The following is a 16,681-nucleotide window of genomic DNA, read 5'->3' as shown; positions in this document are numbered from 1 at the left end:
TGTCCAAATGCTTCATACTACAGCACAAATTTTATAGTCTATTTCTATTCTTAAATCGTAATCATTATGATTTATTATTGATTTTTCTTTCCCTATCGTTTAATATAAAACGTAATCATTACGATTTAAAGGAGAGATCATTTCATGAAAAAAGTACCTATCACTGTATTAAGTGGTTTTTTAGGATCTGGAAAAACTACCTTACTACATCACATTTTGACTAATAAGAATAACTTAAAAGTAGCTGTTATCGTTAATGATATGAGCGAAGTAAACATTGATGCATCTCTTATAAAAAAGGGTGGTTTTTCACGTACGGAGGAAAAACTAGTAGAGATTCAAAATGGCTGTATTTGTTGTACACTACGAGAAGATTTAATGATAGAAGTGAATCGTCTTGTGGAAAATGGTGATATTGACTATATTATTATTGAATCTTCTGGTATAAGTGAGCCTATTCCAGTTGCTCAAACGTTTACTTATACAGACGAAGTCCTTAACATTGATTTAACGAAAAATTGTCGCCTCGATACGATGGTTACAGTTGTAGATGCAAATAGATTTTGGGATGATTTTGCAGATGGAGAAAGTTTATTAGACCGAAAACAAGCCATCGATGAGAATGATACCCGAGAAGTTATTGATTTATTAATAGATCAAATTGAATTTGCAAACGTAATTATTCTTAATAAGATAGATTTGCTAGAAAAAGAAGATGTGATAGAGCTTCATCATTTACTAAAAAAATTAAATCCTAATGCAAAAGTTCTTGAATCTTCGTTTAGCAAAGTACCATTACAAGAAATTTTAAACACAAATCTATTTAATTATGAAGAAGCCAGTCAATCGGCCGGCTGGATACAAGAATTAAATAGTGACCATCATACACCAGAAACGGAAGAATACGGTATCAATTCCTTTGTTTACCGCCGCAAATATCCTTTCCATCCCGAGCGCCTTATGAATTGGCTAGAAAGATGGCCTTTAGATGTTGTAAGAGCGAAAGGATTCTTCTGGCTGGCATCTCGTAATAATATGATAGGGCTTCTATCTCAAGCAGGTTCCTCTATTACAATTCAAGGAGCCGGTGAGTGGATAGCGGCATTACCTGAAACTGAAAGAAATCAAATGATTACAGAAGAACCAGAAGTATTGAAAAACTGGGATAAACAATATGGAGATCGAATTACCGAACTCGTATTTATCGGAATTGATATGAACCGTTCTTTAATTGAACAATCATTAGATAGTTGTCTATTAACAGAGAAAGAAATGAAACAAGATTGGGATATATTTGTTGATCCTATTCCAGCTTTTACTTATACTTCATAACAATTAATAAAAGGCTTCAGTAGAATGAAGCCTTTTTACTTTATAGTACTCTTATTTAATAAGTTTGCTTTAATTATGAATACAATTGTACCTAAAACAATTAATATAGCATATACGATACCAACTACATTACCTATTTTTTCTAAGCCAAGCGGTAATATTATAGTAGCAACTCCAACTATATAAGAAAATGCTCCTGAAAGCTTCGCTAATTTATTTTTATCTCCAACAAACGTTTCTTCTTGATATCCTGCTAACAAAAACAACCTCTTTTTCACATGTATTTGATACCCTAAAAAAATGATAAGTAACCCAACAAATAAACAAACTAAAAATCCAGCTAACATATACTCCCCCTCCTCTACAATATTTTACTATACATAAAAAACAAATTAGAAATTTCAGTTTATTAACGAGTCGTTCTGTGATATATTGCATATTGTATTCAATTTGTATTTTTAGAAAGGAGAATTTTAGATCATATGGATTCAAATCGATTAAAAGGAATTATAATGGTCATAATCGGTGCTTGTTTATGGGGCTTGTCTGGTACAGCTGCACAACAACTTTTTCAATATGACAATGTTTCAACCGAATGGTTAGTTACGATCCGTTTACTTATATCTGGAATTATTTTGCTCATTATTTCCTCATTCGGAACGAGAAAAAAAGAGATATTTGGCATTTGGAAACAAAAATCTGATGCTATTAAAATGATTTTGTTTGGTCTATTCGGTATGCTTGCTGTACAGTATACGTATTTCGCTTCAATTAAAGAAGGAAATGCTGCCGTGGCAACATTATTACAATATTTAGCTCCTATATTCATCACTGTATACTTACTTTTCAAATGGAACGTTCGTCCATCAAAAATTGATTTCATTTCAATTACCCTTTCATTAGTAGGCACTTTTCTCTTACTAACAAACGGGTCTGTTCATAACTTGGCTGTTTCTACACCAGCTATTATTTGGGGTGTTTTATCTGGATTATCTCTCGCTTTTTATAGTTTATATTCAAAGGAATTGTTAGAAAAATGTTCTTCCTCCGTTATCGTTGGATGGGGCATGATTATTGGGGGTATTGGTGTAACGATTGTACACTTTATTTCTACAAACGAATTCATTTTATTATCAACTATGAAATATGTAAAACTAAGTACCCTACCGCTCATCACATTTGTCGTCATTTTCGGGACACTTATTGCCTTTTATTTATACTTAGACAGCATAAGATACCTGACTCCGAAAGAAACAACATTATTTGGTTGCACAGAACCACTCGCAGCTATTATTTCTTCTGTACTTATATTACACGTGCCATTTCAATCTTTTCAGTTATTAGGCGCTTTTTGTGTCATTGTAATGGTGCTCATCTTAAGCCAAAAGCCGGATGAAGGGAAACAAAAATTAAAGCTTGTTCATGCAAAAAAGGAAAATATACAATGAAAGGATTGAATTCACTATGCCTGTCCCTCAAAATTATAAAAAACCAGGAAGAATTTCAGCAAAATCACTCGTTTTAAATCAACTACAAAATTGGATTATTGAAGGTGTACTGAAGCCCAATGAAAAAATTAATGATGGGGAATTGGCTGAGGCACTAGGAGTAAGCAGAACACCTGTAAGAGAAGCACTTCAAATATTAGAGCTTTCTGGATTAGTGGAAATGGTACCAGGGCAAAAAACGAAAATTGCTCCTATTAAGTTAGACGACGTATCTATCATTTATGAAACGATGGCTGGTCTTCACTCTATTATAGGAAAGCAAGCTCTTCAAAACATTACAGACGCTGATATTCAACTACTTTCTGAAATAAATGATCATTTTCAGCACTCTATAGCGAAAAAAAACGCAAAACAAGCTTTAGAATTAGATATACAATTCCACAATACAATTTCTTCTATTGCTAAAAATCAATATATTGAACCCTTTCTAGAAAATATGCAACTTCACGTTTTACGTCTTGAATATTTGTTTTTCCAAAACTTTGTTCCAGCAAGTCAATCTATTGAAGAACATCACTCTATCATTCAAGCATTACAGAAGCAGGACGAAAAACAAATGGAACAAATAATGACCCAAAACTGGATCCGTCCCATGAATGAAATACAAAAAATAATTTCTACGAAATAAAAAGAGAGCTGGTTACACAAAATCGTAACCAGCTCTCCTTTTACTAATCTATATAGCTACGCCTGAATATTCGCATAATCTTCCATATCTTCGTACTCTTTTTCCAATTCCTCTAAAGACAGCTCGTATAATTGTCGGTCGCGAATCTTAAACACACCTGCTCCAATTAACTCATCAATTAAATGCCTCTTACGATTTTCAACAGCAAAACGGAGTTGACTACTCATCTTTTAAAAAACTCCTTTCTACGATCATTGAAAATGATAATCTTTATCAATTACCACTTTTGATTATAAAAGATGACTCTTTATAAGTAAAGTAATTTCATGAAATATTTACCTTGCAAAGTATTTGTGGCCACATTATATATATGTATGCCGTGCGAAAAATGTTATGACACTTTTTCTTATCCTTTTTCTTTCATACTTTGCAAGTTGTCTCATCATGATTAAATTCACCATCTATTTCTACTTGAATGGTGACATGTTCTACATGAAATTTCTCCTTTAATACATACGTAGCCTCTTTTAATACACTTTGCGTTTCATTCCCTTTAATAATAAGATGACATGTTAATACTTGAAAATCTGATGTGACAGACCATATGTGCAAATCATGAACTTCTTTGACAATCGGAATATTTAATAACGTACTTTTTACCTCTTTAACATTTATGTGCTGTGGTGCACCTTCCATTAATATATGAACCGTATCACGTGTTACACGCCATCCACTAATAATGACTAAAATAGACACAAGAATACTAGCAATCGCATCTGCAGCCGTCCATCCGAAAAATTTAATAAGTAACGCAGCAATAATCGCTCCGACGGAACCCAATAGATCGCCTAGTACGTGCAGGAAAGCACTTCTTAAATTCAAATTACCTTTCACATCTCCGCCTCTCATTAATATCCAAGCTGATAAAATATTAATAAGCAGACCAAGGACTGCAATAATGAGCATCCCATTACTAGCAATCTCAATTGGTTCTTTAAAACGACGGATTGCTTCAATAAAAATGTATACCGAAATGACAATAAGAACGACACCGTTACATAATGCTGCTAACATTTCGACTCGCTTATACCCGTATGTTTTCGCAGTTGTTGCTGTTTTTTCTCCGAGTTTAAACGCAAGTAAACTTAAAGCTAAAGATACTGCATCACTTAGCATATGCCCCGCGTCAGATAGTAGTGCTAAGCTATTTGTTACAAATCCACCAACAACTTCTGCAATCATAAAACTTGTTGTTAGTAGGAAGGCAATTAGTAACGCCTTTTTATTTTTTGAATGACCATGACCATGCGAATGTCCCATACTTATACTCCTTTAAGTACAATATCTGTATGTTAGTATGAAACAAACTCCCCGTGTTTATCCCGAATTGACTGATTGTAAACGCCCGCTTCCTCTGTATACACACTTCGCTATTTTTTAAACAATCCCTTTTTCTCAAATAAAACAAGACTACTTCTTTTTTATTTTCATATTGTTTACTAATGAAAGAATTTTTAAGGAGGTTACTTAAATGAAACGTTTATTTCTCTGTATGGAACGTGAACTTGTTGTAGTGAAAGAACACAATGATAACTATGAAACGACTTATCACTTACAAAATATGCAACCTACCTGTATCGCTGTTGATCCATTTCAAAAGAATCGTGTATATTGCGGAACATTTGGACGAGGTCTATGGTTAAGTGACGATAGTGGGGATTCATGGAGACCAATTGGAGATTCTTATCGTTACTTTGATTTCCCTAAAGAAGATGGTATTTTGCACTCCTCTATCACTTCCATAACAATAAGCTCAAATGAACAAGTTAACGGATATGGGGTCGTTTATGTCGGCACAGAACCGAGCGCTTTATTTCGCTCTGAAAATGGTGGTGAAACGTGGACTGAACTTAAAAATATGAAATCATTATTATCTTCTTATACATGGGCTTTCCCGCCTAGACCTTTTACCCATCACGTACGCTGGATTACAGTTGATCCAAACAACCCTAATACAATACACGTTTCAATCGAAGCTGGTGCTGTTATTCAAAGTAATGATAAAGGGCATACATGGATTGATAAAAAATTCGGTGCTCCTATCGATGCTCATCAATTACTTATGCACCCTGAAGCACCAAATCGCCTTTATGCATCATGTGGTGACGGATTTATGGGCGGACCTGATCGTGCTTATCTTGAGAGTTATAACAATGGAAACAGCTGGATCTCATGTAGTGCAGGACTTGAACATCATTATTTATACAGCATGGCAATTGATCCAGCTGATTGTGATACGATTCTCGTTTCTGCCGCGCCAAGTGCTGATCTCGCTCATCATCGTATCCCTTATGAGTCTTATATTTATCGAAAAACGAAAGATACTCCTTTCCAGCAAGTACAACAAGGACTACCATCTGCAATCGGTACAGTCATTTCGATGTTTGCTACAAACGAAGCCGAACCACATACGTTTTACACGTTAAATAACAATGGCGTCTTTCAATCCAATGATAGCGGCGAATCGTGGGAACAACTAAACATTCCGTGGAAAGATGAGTATAAAACGCAGCATCCGCATGCACTATTCGTCACTAGTTCTTAACGAAAAAAGACTGCCTAAATGATTTTAGGCAGTCTCTCTTTTATTTCTTTAAATCAATGACAATATCATCTAACACAATATCTTTGCTCTTCGCTTCTTTTTTCGGCACTTCTATTTTCTTCTCTTTCCCATTCACATACTCTACTCCACCATGATTTTCAGGTGTATGTACTCGCAAGTGCACGCGAGGTGTAACGATAAGCTTTGTTGCATTTTCGTTTAGTTTTTGGAAGGTGGCACTCCAATGGATATTGTAAGGATCGTTGCCACTTCCCCCATTTCCTTCACCCGAATAAATATTCCCTAAATCATCCTTAACCGTCAATTCAACATCTACACTATCCCATTCTTTCCTCGCGCCCTTAGAAACCTCTTGATTGTAATAAAGAATAAATGAAACTGGCGATATTGCGACCTTTTCCATATTTGCTTTTATACCTTCTTTTTCTGAACTCCCACCAATTGTTCTCTCTTTACTATCCACTGATTTTACAGTTAACGCGAAATTCCAATTACCTTGTATTGATTTTTTCCTATCTGGCATCTCTATTCTCTCTATATTCCATCTAAAGTTTACTTTGTCCTTTTTATTGCTATCATGATGCGTCGTTGTTACCATACCTACATACTTTTTTTCAGTAACTTTAGTCATTTTACCACTGCCTGAACTACCATGAGCGTCCATTATATCCAATCCACCTAATATGATAGGATCCTCCCCTAAGTCCTGCTCACTTTCCAGTGAATACGTTATAGATAATGTTCTGCCATCAGAAATTACATCATTAATTGTAACCTTAACCCCATTACTCTCTTTTGTCATATTCAACTCAGTCGAAAATTCCTTATAATTTTCATATAACCCCGTTCTACCATTATCTAAAAATCGGAATATGTCACCTACAATTGGCAATCCCCCGGCATATGTAGGAAAACCGATACCAAGAGTTGCAACCGATAACCCTACTAAAATTGATGCAGCAGCGACACCTTTTTTCCAACTTTTCATCTTTTTCTTCGTACGTATCGATTGTTTTACATTTCGTTTTACTTTTTCCTTTTCAATTTCAGAAGCCTCAATTTCTTCTAGTTCTTTTTCATCTATATCAATATCATTTAATAGTTCATAAATGTCTTTCATATTGCACTACCTCCAAAACTAATATTCGTAGCATTTTGTTGTAGTTTCTTTTTCCCCCGGTACACTCGATTATCAATTGCTGCCCGAGTTAATCCTAACTTGTCACCTATTTCCTCTGTCTTCATACCAAGTAAATATTTCATAATGAACACCTTTTGATCTAGCGGTTCTAATTGATTAATGAGCTTCAATAATTCTTCCCTATCTTCCATAACGATTAATTCGTCTTCTGCTGATTTTTCTGTACTGATATGAAACTCATCTGAAATGATTTCTACTGTTTTAGTCGATTTCCGGTAATAATCAATTGCTTTAAACTTCGCAATCGCTGCAATCCACTTTTTAAAATCACTCGGCTCTCCATGGAATTTATTTGCGTTATTCCAAATGGAAAGAAATATATCGTTTATACATTCCTCTATGAGTCCATCATTTTGAATGGGAAGTAGAACTTTATGCGTGATCCCCTTTATGAGTGGTAAGTATGTATCGACAACGAATTCTAACGCGTCTTCTTTTTGCCGCTGTAATCTTTTTATAAAATTTTTCTCATTTGATTTCATGTAGCGATTCCCCTTATTGTTTTGTAAAAGCTTTTACACCCTATATAACGTCTGAGAAAATTTTTTCTCTCATCTTTTTTATTTTTTGTATGTAATGGAATACTTTCCCTTAGCCATTTTCTCACATAACTATGCATTCAAAGAAAACTTTCTCAAGTCTGTAATTTAATTCATGTAGTACACTATTTATATAGTCACTCTTTAATTTAGTGTACATTTTATTTCATTAATCTATTTTAAAAATTAGGAGATGAGATGTGTATGTGTGGAATTACAGGTTGGGTAGATTGGAAAGAAGACCTTTCAAATCAACATGTTATTTTAAAAAAGATGGCAAATAGTATTGAGCATCGTGGTCCGGATGCTGAAGGATTTTGGTTTTCACCTCATGCGGCCTTTGCACACCGGCGTTTAATTGTAATTGATCCAGAAGGCGGGACACAGCCTAAGACATTTCGTGCTGGTGATTATACGTATGCTCTTACTTATAATGGAGAAATTTATAATTTCCGTGAACTGAGAGAGCAGCTTCAAAAATGTGGGCATGCATTTGAAACCCATTCAGATACAGAAGTATTACTACATGCTTATTTAGAATGGAAAGAAGACTGCGTACGACATTTAAACGGAATTTTCGCTTTTGCCTTATGGGATGATCAGAAGCAACAATTGTTTTTAGCACGAGATCATTTAGGTGTAAAACCACTCTTTTTTACAGAAAGAAATGGCAGTATTATTTTCGGCTCTGAAATTAAAGCATTATTAGCGCATCCATCTGTCCCTGCTGAAATTGATGCGAATGGAATAAATGAAATATTTGGATTAGGCTTATTTCGCACTCCAGGATGTGGCGTCTTTAAACATATTCAAGAAGTACGTGCTGGACATTCTATAACATTTACACGTCATAAAAAAGTAGTTACTAAGTATTGGAATTTAGAAAGTAAGTTCCATACAGACTCTATAGAAGATACATCTTCGCATATTTTATCTATTTTACAAGATACAGTAAAAAGACAATTAATTGCCGATGTTCCTCTCGTTTGTATGTTATCAGGCGGATTAGACTCTAGCGGTATTACTGCACTTGCGGGTAAAGAATTTGCTGCTGAAAATAAAACACTTCATACGTATTCTGTTGACTTTGTAAATAGCGCAAAAGATTTCGAACTGACATTTGCTCGCACTGGTTTAGACGCTCCTTGGGTAAAACGCGTTTCTGAACATGTCGGGACAGCGCATCATGATATCATTGTGAATGCTGAAGAATTAGCAAATCACTTATTCGTTCCCCTTCATGCAAAAGATTTACCGAGTGCTGGTGAAATGGAAACTTCACTATATTTACTATTTTGCGAAATGAAAAAAGATGCGACCGTAGCTTTATCCGGCGAATCGGCTGATGAAGTATTCGGTGGATATCCTTGGTTTCATCAAGAAGAACTACTATATGTAGATAAGTTTCCTTGGCTAACAAATTGGAAAAATACATCTCCTCTTCTACTAAATGAAGTAAGTAACCAATGTAATCTAGAAGACTATATTGATACACGATTCCAAGAAGCGATACTTGAAGTACCTACTCTTGAAGGCGAAAGTAAAAAATCCGCGAAACAACGTCAAATGTTTTATTTATTTTTAACAAGATTCCTTCCTTTCTTACTTGACCGTAAAGATCGTATGAGTATGGCTGTTGGATTTGAAGTTCGTGTACCGTTTTGCGATTATAGATTAGTTGAATATTTATGGAATGTTCCTTTCAACATAAAAAGTATTGATAATATTGAAAAAGGCATTTTACGTAGAGCACTACAACCAGCTTTACCTGACGATGTACGCAATAGAAGAAAAAGCGCTTATCCAACTTCACAAGATCCACACTACTTACAAACAATCCGTAATTTAACACTTGATATGTGTAACAATAAAAACAACCCTATTTTCTCACTTATTAACCATTCCATCTTACTTTCAATTGCTGATCAAAGTAATAAAGCGATTAACAATTTTGAAGCAAGAAGTGCCATGGAGTATATGCTACAAGTAAATGAATGGTTGAAAACATATCACATCCATATTGCTTAACAAAAAGGAGTTCAAGGATAAAAGCCTTGAACTCCTTTTATATTAATTAGCACATTGTTTATTATCAGTATCAATAGACCATCCAATAATCGTGGCACAGTCTCTACCTTTCCACTGCAGTACATTTGTTAATACTGGCTCAATCTGTAAGCTATTCCCGTCATGTAATATTTCTACTAAAGATTGATCATCATCAAACCTTCGTTTGTCACACTCTAAAATACCATCTGTTGCCATTACAATGTGATTCATTCCTTTTTCTAATCCCCTTACACCTGACGTAAAGCAAGGTGTATTTGCTGCAAAAATATTTTTCCTGCCAATATATTCGTAATTTTTCCGTTTATTTAATCGTCCTTTTCCATTTTTCGTTTTCTCAGAATGGAATAAATACGCGAAACAATCACCAACTGATAACCAATATAAAAATTCGCCTTTTCGTAAACAAATTAAGCAAGCGAGTTCCTCATCATCTTGATCACACTTTTTAATAAATAACTCATCTGTAAATAACGCTAATAAGTACATATGTGTATGATGAAAAGCTAAATGTATTGGATAGGAAAATAACTCTTTTAATTTCTCTTTTCTTTCTGAAATCGCTTCTATTATATAATCAATATTTTTTGTTTTGTGGTGTGTATCAAAAATCATAACAAATTCAAATTGTAATTCAGGGTCCCACCAAGCAAGTACCGCATCTCCTCGTTCATATGCATCACTTTCTTGATTTCCCCCATATACGCCGACTGAAAGAGGACCACATTTTTCAACATGTATTTCATCTACATACATCTGTTCATGACTCATCCATTTGAATGTATTCACAGCTATCATCCTCTCTCTTGCTAAATCTATACCTTTACACATAGATTACCTTATATTTCAATAAAAATAAACTTTTTCAACATTTTTTATCCAAATAAAAGGATTTTATTTCTAAAATGACGAATATATCTTACTATACGATATAAAAAAGGGGATTTATTATTATGAACAACATTAATCAACATTGGGAGAGCATTTATTATCACTTACGATACGAATACGAGGACAACCTTTCCCACCAAGCAATTCGTATTTTACAAATCGTTTCTCGTGAGAAAGATATAACAATTGGAAAAGTCGCTACTGAGCTTAGCCTTTCTCATAACACAGCATCTGAACATATAAAGCGCCTTATTCAAAAGGGTTTCATCGTTAAAGAGAGAAATAAAAAAGATGAAAGAGTGGTAAACCTTACATTAACAATTGAAGGAATTGAAGTATTAGAAAAACATACTTTACTAGATAAAGAAAAGATAAAAATATTAGAATCACAGTTATCAAAAGAAGAACTACAATTAATTGAAAAAGCATTTTCGTTATTAGCGAAGGAGGCAAAATATGCATTTCCTCGTTAAAGTAATCGTTTCGGCACTTATTATCGGCGTTATCACTGAAGTCGCCAAACATTATAGTACGATAGGTGGCTTTATTGCTGCTCTTCCTCTCGTAAGTTTACTTAGTCTATTTTGGATTTCATTCGAAGGCGGGAATAAACAAGAATTGAGTCAATTTGCTTTAGGAGTATTATATGGATTCCCCGCATCAGCACTACTATTATTTATCGTCTATATTGGTTTAAAAAATTCATTTACACTTAGTACATCTGTCCTACTCGGTATGGGTGTTTGGTGTATCGTTTTTGCTTTTCAAAAATTATTTCAAGCTTAGGGGGAATTAACATTCATAAATTTGTAGAAATAATGGGGCAAAATATAGAAGTACATATAAAAGGAGGTGGTAAACAAACTGTAGTCATTCAAACCGGAATGAGTTGCTCATTTTATGATTGGCTTCCTATTATAAAAAAGCTTTCACAGCACTTTACAGTCGTTTCATACCATCGCCCAGGTTACGGGAAAAGTGAGCTAGGAAATCAACCACGTACAATAAGGCAAGTTACAAAAGAGCTGCATATGTTACTAAACAAACTAGCTATTCAAGAGCCATTTATTCTAATCGGTCATTCCTATGGAGGATTATGTGCACAACATTTTGCGATGTTACATGAAGATAAGCTGCAAGCACTTATTTTAGTTGATTCTACTTCGATGAACTTACACCGTTTAGATGAACTTCATTTACCAATTTCTGATCAAACTGACTCGGATGATATGTGGCTTGAAAAATATAATACATACTCCAAAATGGATGTAGACACACTTTATAATGAACTAAAACCTATTCTCACCGATCAATCAAAACAGCAAATTGGATTCTCTACCTCGCCTTCATTATATAAAGCGACAGCTTCTGAACTATCGGAGTGGAAAAACTGTGCTCTCTCACTAAAAGAGCTATGTAAAACATTAGAAATACCATTAATCGTTATCGGTAGAGATCCTCAATATTCTATTACTCAATTGACTAATGGTGGCATGCCAAAAGAGGAAGCAACACAACTTGAAGCAATGTGGCAAGAACTGATCCATGAACAATTACAACTCTCAATACATAGCCAATATATACTTGCCGAACATGCTGGTCACGGAATCGAAATTGATCGGCCTGATATTATTATTGGGGCTGTTCAATCTCTATAAATAAAAAAAGGAAGCAACTAAAGTTGCTTCCTTACTTATCTATTCATAATCTTCTTCATCATCGATTTCTTCGTAATAAGCATTCCCATTACTTACATAAATAGGGCCATTCGCAACATCAATACGTAATACCCATGCCCATGGCACAGCTAAACGCTTATGTATTGCTCGCCAAAAGCTCATTGATTTTCTTTCGTACTCCTGGAACTCCTGAAGTAACTCTTTATAGGAGGAACCGTCTAACTGAATATTTGCTTCTAGCAAACGAGAATGGGCATAGTACTGCAGCTCTAGTTCAGCAGCAATTTCCATTTCTTCTTCTGTTGCCATACCAATAATTGTTCCATCTGCTGGTGCAATTTCATATACGTTGTGAACTTCAATAAGCCCTTCTTTCTCTTTCTCAAACATGTAAACAGCCTCCTTTAACATATAATTTTTATGTTACAAAGTCATACTTCTACAATAACTTCTCTCTTTCCTCTTTTTTTGATAAACTTTTACAAAATATTTAACCGATGACCTGTTTTCTCTATTCTTTCAGCAGAAATGAAACGATTTTTATCAAAAATTAATTTATACACATCAGGCATATGAAGTGTTTTCCAAAACTCCAAATCATATTTCGAATTAAAATAATTCATTATTAATACCATAATATTTCCATGCGTACCTATTACAATATTCTTACCTTCATATTTTTTTAATATATTTTGTATACATATTACAGCGCGCTTTTGTGCTACAGCATTCGATTCTCCGCCTTCGTATGCAAAACTCCAATCTTTCCACACATTCTGCATAGCATCATTAAAATTTGATACTGGCTCTGTGCTCAATAATCTTTCACGCAAATCTTCTTCAGTTTGTATTGATAATTTATATGTATTCGCAATTCCTTGTACAGTTTGGATTGCTCTTTTGTAAGGACTAGAAATAACAACATCAATATGTTTATCTTTTAATAAATGCGTTACATTTTCTGCATCACAGTGCCCTTTTTCAGATAAAGATCGTTCCCGTTCTTCTTTTGTATATGTAGAATGGGCATGGCGAACGAAATATATTGTTGTCATTTTTTAACCTCCAATCTTATTTTCCATCTATATTCAATAATAAGATTGGAAAATCCTGTATTACAAAAGAGCACTTTTCATAAGTGCCCCTTTGTTTACATAATAAAATTATTTCATTATAATTTATTTCCAAACTCTTCATCTGTTATAGCATCTTGAATAAAATAATCTATATTATTTCTCAGTTTTTGATATGAAACTTGATCTTCTATATCGTTAAACATAATGACAATTTCTACTTTATCCCCTTTCTTATCTGTAGTATACAAGCTTTTTGTCAATACGAATGCGGTAGAACCACCTTTTTGACCAGCATATTCGAACTTACTATTTTTAACTGTTCCTTTGAAAATGTTCTCGATCTCTTCTTGCATTGATTTTGGAAAATAATTTCTACTATTTATCTTTTCCATTATACTCATATAATCTTTAGCGTTTGCACCCACTAATCGATCTGACCAAATTCGCTGAAATTCCATATCTACCTTTAATGGAATATCCCGTTTTTTCCATTCTTCTTCATCTTTCATCCATTCATGAATTTGTAACACATGTTTATTATATTCTTCCTTTGACATGTTACGTATCATTTCTAACGATTGATTTTTTGGCTCATGAAGCTCTTTTTCTACATACCCTCTCATATATAGTGAAGCAGTATACGAAGAGAACTTGTCATGACTAGTAAGCTCTAACTCTTTTAAACTATCATTTACTCTTTCTATTCCAAGCTTATCTAACAAATATGTCGTATTTGCATTAGAGCTATAATGAATCATTCCTTTTGCAACTTCTTCTAAAGCGATTTGTCCATTTTCCACTAATTCTCTCGCATTTGCATCTTCTAACCAATCAGGATGTGCCCCACCATCAGTGTTTTTAACATAATATTTTTCTAGCTCCTGCAATGAAATTTGTTCATCACGATTGATTTTTCCTTCTGACACTTGCTTAGCAAATTCAACTGCTATTATGATTTTTGCCATACTTGCTAATGGCAATTTTTTATTTTCATTTATAGAAGTTAATACTTCTCCATTTCTTTTAATAAGTAATGAACATGTTTCATCTTCTTTATGTTCTTTTATGTACTTTAATACGTAATCAGGATCTTCTTTTGACAAATAGTAATTCATAATAACAAAGAAAGCTATAACAGCTACTATAATGACTCCTGCAATTATTCCTATAATCTTTAATATGTTCACAATATACCCCCTCTAACAAATTTCCTTCTATATCATAATTATACCGAACTGAATTACAAAATTATACAAAAAAGAATAAATATCCCTACAAACAAAGAATCATTTTTTTATTTCACACTGTATTGTATGGAAAATCTCATGAATATGTCTAACTTTCACATAACAAAAAAACATGCCTTCATTAGGAAAGCACGTTTTGTGATATTCTTCACATTGTTTAGTTAAAAAATAAATGTTTACTTACCATGATGTAACATTAAATCACTAAGTTCTTCTTCAATGTGATTTAATTTCGCAACGCCTTCTTTCCATTTATGAATATAACGTGAAACCCCAACGAAAAACAAAACAATAATTGTGGAAAGAATAATACCATATACGATTGCTACAGTACTCATAGTTACACTTCCTTATAATTAGTAATGTGGTTATTAGTTATATTTTTATTATAAACCTTTTTCTTTTAAAATACTTCGATTTCAACTTTTTGTAACAAAATTGATTTTTCTAACATTTCGTTCGTGAAAATGGCATATTTTTCACAAATTATACAAAACTTCACCATATGTACTATTACCATATGAGTTATATTATTAAATAGAATAAAGGGGATGATATACTATGACGACTTGGTTTATTGTAATGTTAGTTGTATTTGGAGCATTTAAAATTATCGTTTCTAGCCTTCCTAACACTGTTATTGAATCCATTATTAGCAAGTACGAAACACATCCAAAACTTGAAGAAGAGAATGTGACTATTACAATTCATGGAAATAACGTAGAAGGCGAACAGAAATCAAAAATTATTCATGATTTTAACGAAGGTTTATTTTTAGATCGCTATTATGCACCACCACACAATGAGGGTACGCCTTTAATTATCAATGCAAAACGTGGCAAAAAGAATTTTACATTTTATATTTATAGTCACGAGGAGCATGTTGATGTTGTAAAACAATATAAAAAGAAGGTAGTTGCTTATAGTTTACGCTCTAAAAACCTTCAAAATAGTGATATGTTCGTGTCAGCTGACTTAGCTTAATACTCATATATTGGAAAAAGGAATCCACGAAATATGGATTCCTTTTTTCTCATTTACTGAAAAATAAGCTCTGTCTTCAAACTATCTTTCGGTAACAACCAGCCTTTTTTCTCTAAACTCGCCATTAATAATTCCCTTTGCTTTGTCGCAATACTTTCTTCATTTGTTTTAAATGACACTTCTATTACGAAGTCATCTTCTAATTTTCCGGTATTACTTAATGGCCAAATTTCAATATTTGCTTTTATGTTTTCAAACTCTCCTGTATATCGTTTCATTAATACAGGACCGTAAATACGGGAACTCTTTAACATTTCCTCTCCCCAATTTGTATACAACCATTTGTTCATTTTCCCTGGTAATTTTTCTATTAACATGTTTTGAGCAGCTTGTTCATTTGGTAAATCAAGTATCCCATATCCTTTAGCGCTGTAACTTTTCTTATTTGAAATGCTTAATGTTTTCTTCTCAAATCCCCAATCTATTTCCGCCTCATAACTATCCGTATTACTATCGAATCCTTCTTTTTTAGCTACTTCTAGTGCATCTTGAATTACACCATTTGGAATAGGATATCTTTTTTTATATGTTAATTCAAAATCTTTACTAAATTCTTTCTTTCGAATTCTAGCAAACCAACCTTCCTCGCTTAAACTTTTATTCGCAGTATCTAAAAATTGCACTTGTATTCTTTCATATTTTGTACCAGCCTGGAAATGTTCTAGCACCTCTTGCTTCATCTCTTTGTTATCACCTAATACTTGTTCTGGCTTCAATAATAACTTTACTTCAAAACTAGGTTTCATTGGACTAGCTGCAAACCCTTCCTTAACGTTATAAAGGAAACAACAAAAGAAAATGCTTACGAATACAAATACTTTTTTCATATACCTATCCCCTTTA

General features: G+C 33.6%; 21 protein-coding genes. 9 read left to right on the top strand and 12 right to left on the bottom strand.

Translation table 11 applies throughout. The features are described from left to right. Nucleotides 1-144 precede the first annotated feature (144 nt). A complete protein-coding gene (locus AC22L0_RS05000) occupies nt 145-1,332 on the top strand; it encodes a GTP-binding protein (protein WP_070757108.1) in 1,188 nt (395 codons plus the stop codon). A gap of 35 nt (nt 1,333-1,367) precedes the next feature. Here the strand turns inward: AC22L0_RS05000 and AC22L0_RS04995 are convergent, their stop codons facing one another. Next, on the bottom strand, nt 1,368-1,679 hold the full coding sequence (locus tag AC22L0_RS04995) for a DUF3784 domain-containing protein (RefSeq protein ID WP_000879376.1): 312 nt from the start codon (nt 1,677-1,679) through the stop codon (nt 1,368-1,370). A 135-nt stretch (nt 1,680-1,814) separates the two neighbouring features. Between AC22L0_RS04995 and AC22L0_RS04990 the strand changes: the two genes are divergently transcribed. Together AC22L0_RS04990 and AC22L0_RS04985 are read left to right on the top strand one after the other, a co-directional pair. Then, entirely contained in the window at nt 1,815-2,780 is a 966-nt protein-coding gene (locus tag AC22L0_RS04990) for a DMT family transporter (protein WP_000378083.1), read from the top strand. Between the two features lie 16 nt (nt 2,781-2,796). After that, nucleotides 2,797-3,468 carry a GntR family transcriptional regulator gene (locus tag AC22L0_RS04985; protein ID WP_087966365.1) on the top strand — a complete coding sequence of 224 codons (672 nt, stop codon included), beginning with the start codon at nt 2,797-2,799 and terminating at the stop codon, nt 3,466-3,468. Nucleotides 3,469-3,524: 56 nt separating this feature from the next. Here the strand turns inward: AC22L0_RS04985 and fbpA are convergent, their stop codons facing one another. Further along, on the bottom strand, nt 3,525-3,695 hold the full coding sequence (fbpA, locus tag AC22L0_RS04980; protein ID WP_000098302.1) for a Fur-regulated basic protein FbpA: 171 nt from the start codon (nt 3,693-3,695) through the stop codon (nt 3,525-3,527). 193 nt (nt 3,696-3,888) lie between these two features. After that, the gene (locus AC22L0_RS04975) at nt 3,889-4,788 is read right to left on the bottom strand and encodes a cation diffusion facilitator family transporter (RefSeq protein WP_087965985.1); all 900 of its coding nucleotides are present in this window, start codon (nt 4,786-4,788) and stop codon (nt 3,889-3,891) included. Between the two features lie 211 nt (nt 4,789-4,999). Here AC22L0_RS04975 and AC22L0_RS04970 point away from each other — a divergent pair, with 211 nt between their 5' ends. Further along, nucleotides 5,000-6,073, top strand: coding sequence for a WD40/YVTN/BNR-like repeat-containing protein (locus AC22L0_RS04970; protein WP_000825299.1), 1,074 nt, complete (start codon nt 5,000-5,002; stop codon nt 6,071-6,073). A gap of 40 nt (nt 6,074-6,113) precedes the next feature. Here AC22L0_RS04970 and AC22L0_RS04965 read toward each other — a convergent pair whose 3' ends face one another. Next, the gene (locus tag AC22L0_RS04965; RefSeq protein ID WP_003312848.1) at nt 6,114-7,214 is read right to left on the bottom strand and encodes a DUF4179 domain-containing protein; all 1,101 of its coding nucleotides are present in this window, start codon (nt 7,212-7,214) and stop codon (nt 6,114-6,116) included. Continuing rightward, the gene (locus tag AC22L0_RS04960) at nt 7,211-7,777 is read right to left on the bottom strand and encodes a sigma-70 family RNA polymerase sigma factor (protein WP_000840007.1); all 567 of its coding nucleotides are present in this window, start codon (nt 7,775-7,777) and stop codon (nt 7,211-7,213) included. The genes AC22L0_RS04965 and AC22L0_RS04960 overlap by 4 nt, the downstream gene beginning before the upstream one ends. Before the next feature lie 261 nt (nt 7,778-8,038). On the opposite strand from AC22L0_RS04960, the gene asnB reads away from it, so the two are divergent. After that, entirely contained in the window at nt 8,039-9,862 is a 1,824-nt protein-coding gene (gene asnB / locus AC22L0_RS04955; protein ID WP_487272159.1) for an asparagine synthase (glutamine-hydrolyzing), read from the top strand. Between the two features lie 42 nt (nt 9,863-9,904). Here asnB and AC22L0_RS04950 read toward each other — a convergent pair whose 3' ends face one another. After that, nucleotides 9,905-10,732 carry a PP2C family serine/threonine-protein phosphatase gene (locus AC22L0_RS04950; RefSeq protein ID WP_087965988.1) on the bottom strand — a complete coding sequence of 276 codons (828 nt, stop codon included), beginning with the start codon at nt 10,730-10,732 and terminating at the stop codon, nt 9,905-9,907. Nucleotides 10,733-10,854: 122 nt separating this feature from the next. On the opposite strand from AC22L0_RS04950, the gene AC22L0_RS04945 reads away from it, so the two are divergent. The 3 genes from AC22L0_RS04945 to AC22L0_RS04935 are packed head-to-tail and all read left to right on the top strand — an operon-like array spanning nt 10,855 to nt 12,450. After that, nucleotides 10,855-11,265: a MarR family winged helix-turn-helix transcriptional regulator gene (locus tag AC22L0_RS04945; RefSeq protein WP_001059784.1), complete on the top strand. Its 411-nt coding sequence runs from the start codon at nt 10,855-10,857 to the stop codon at nt 11,263-11,265. Then, nucleotides 11,249-11,578, top strand: coding sequence for a DUF3147 family protein (locus tag AC22L0_RS04940; RefSeq protein WP_000545642.1), 330 nt, complete (start codon nt 11,249-11,251; stop codon nt 11,576-11,578). Before AC22L0_RS04945 ends, AC22L0_RS04940 begins: the two co-directional genes overlap by 17 nt. After that, a complete protein-coding gene (locus AC22L0_RS04935) occupies nt 11,539-12,450 on the top strand; it encodes an alpha/beta fold hydrolase (protein ID WP_114159456.1) in 912 nt (303 codons plus the stop codon). The genes AC22L0_RS04940 and AC22L0_RS04935 overlap by 40 nt, the downstream gene beginning before the upstream one ends. Nucleotides 12,451-12,489: 39 nt before the next feature. On the opposite strand, the gene AC22L0_RS04930 is transcribed toward AC22L0_RS04935, so the two are convergent. The 5 genes from AC22L0_RS04930 to AC22L0_RS04910 form a co-directional block, all read right to left on the bottom strand. Continuing rightward, nucleotides 12,490-12,861, bottom strand: a complete 372-nt coding sequence (locus tag AC22L0_RS04930) for a hypothetical protein (protein ID WP_000461766.1) — start codon at nt 12,859-12,861, stop codon at nt 12,490-12,492. Nucleotides 12,862-12,950: 89 nt separating this feature from the next. Beyond that, complete coding sequence (locus AC22L0_RS04925) at nt 12,951-13,526, bottom strand: histidine phosphatase family protein (protein ID WP_087965990.1); 576 nt, start codon at nt 13,524-13,526, stop codon at nt 12,951-12,953. A gap of 116 nt (nt 13,527-13,642) precedes the next feature. Continuing rightward, entirely contained in the window at nt 13,643-14,734 is a 1,092-nt protein-coding gene (locus AC22L0_RS04920; protein WP_087965992.1) for a serine hydrolase, read from the bottom strand. A gap of 236 nt (nt 14,735-14,970) precedes the next feature. Further along, nucleotides 14,971-15,132, bottom strand: coding sequence for a hypothetical protein (locus tag AC22L0_RS04915; protein WP_000108701.1), 162 nt, complete (start codon nt 15,130-15,132; stop codon nt 14,971-14,973). Between the two features lie 65 nt (nt 15,133-15,197). Continuing rightward, the gene (locus AC22L0_RS04910; protein ID WP_001987133.1) at nt 15,198-15,314 is read right to left on the bottom strand and encodes a hypothetical protein; all 117 of its coding nucleotides are present in this window, start codon (nt 15,312-15,314) and stop codon (nt 15,198-15,200) included. 41 nt (nt 15,315-15,355) lie between these two features. Here AC22L0_RS04910 and AC22L0_RS04905 point away from each other — a divergent pair, with 41 nt between their 5' ends. Next, nucleotides 15,356-15,778, top strand: a complete 423-nt coding sequence (locus AC22L0_RS04905; RefSeq protein ID WP_000214592.1) for a YfmQ family protein — start codon at nt 15,356-15,358, stop codon at nt 15,776-15,778. Nucleotides 15,779-15,831: 53 nt separating this feature from the next. Here AC22L0_RS04905 and AC22L0_RS04900 read toward each other — a convergent pair whose 3' ends face one another. Beyond that, a complete protein-coding gene (locus tag AC22L0_RS04900) occupies nt 15,832-16,665 on the bottom strand; it encodes a hypothetical protein (RefSeq protein WP_016109712.1) in 834 nt (277 codons plus the stop codon). Between the last annotated feature and the right edge of the window lie 16 nt (nt 16,666-16,681).

The organism is Bacillus sp. LQ01 (genome assembly GCF_057624735.1).
Note: the sequence above shows the minus strand (reverse complement) of the source record. Positions and strands in the feature narration are given on the sequence as shown.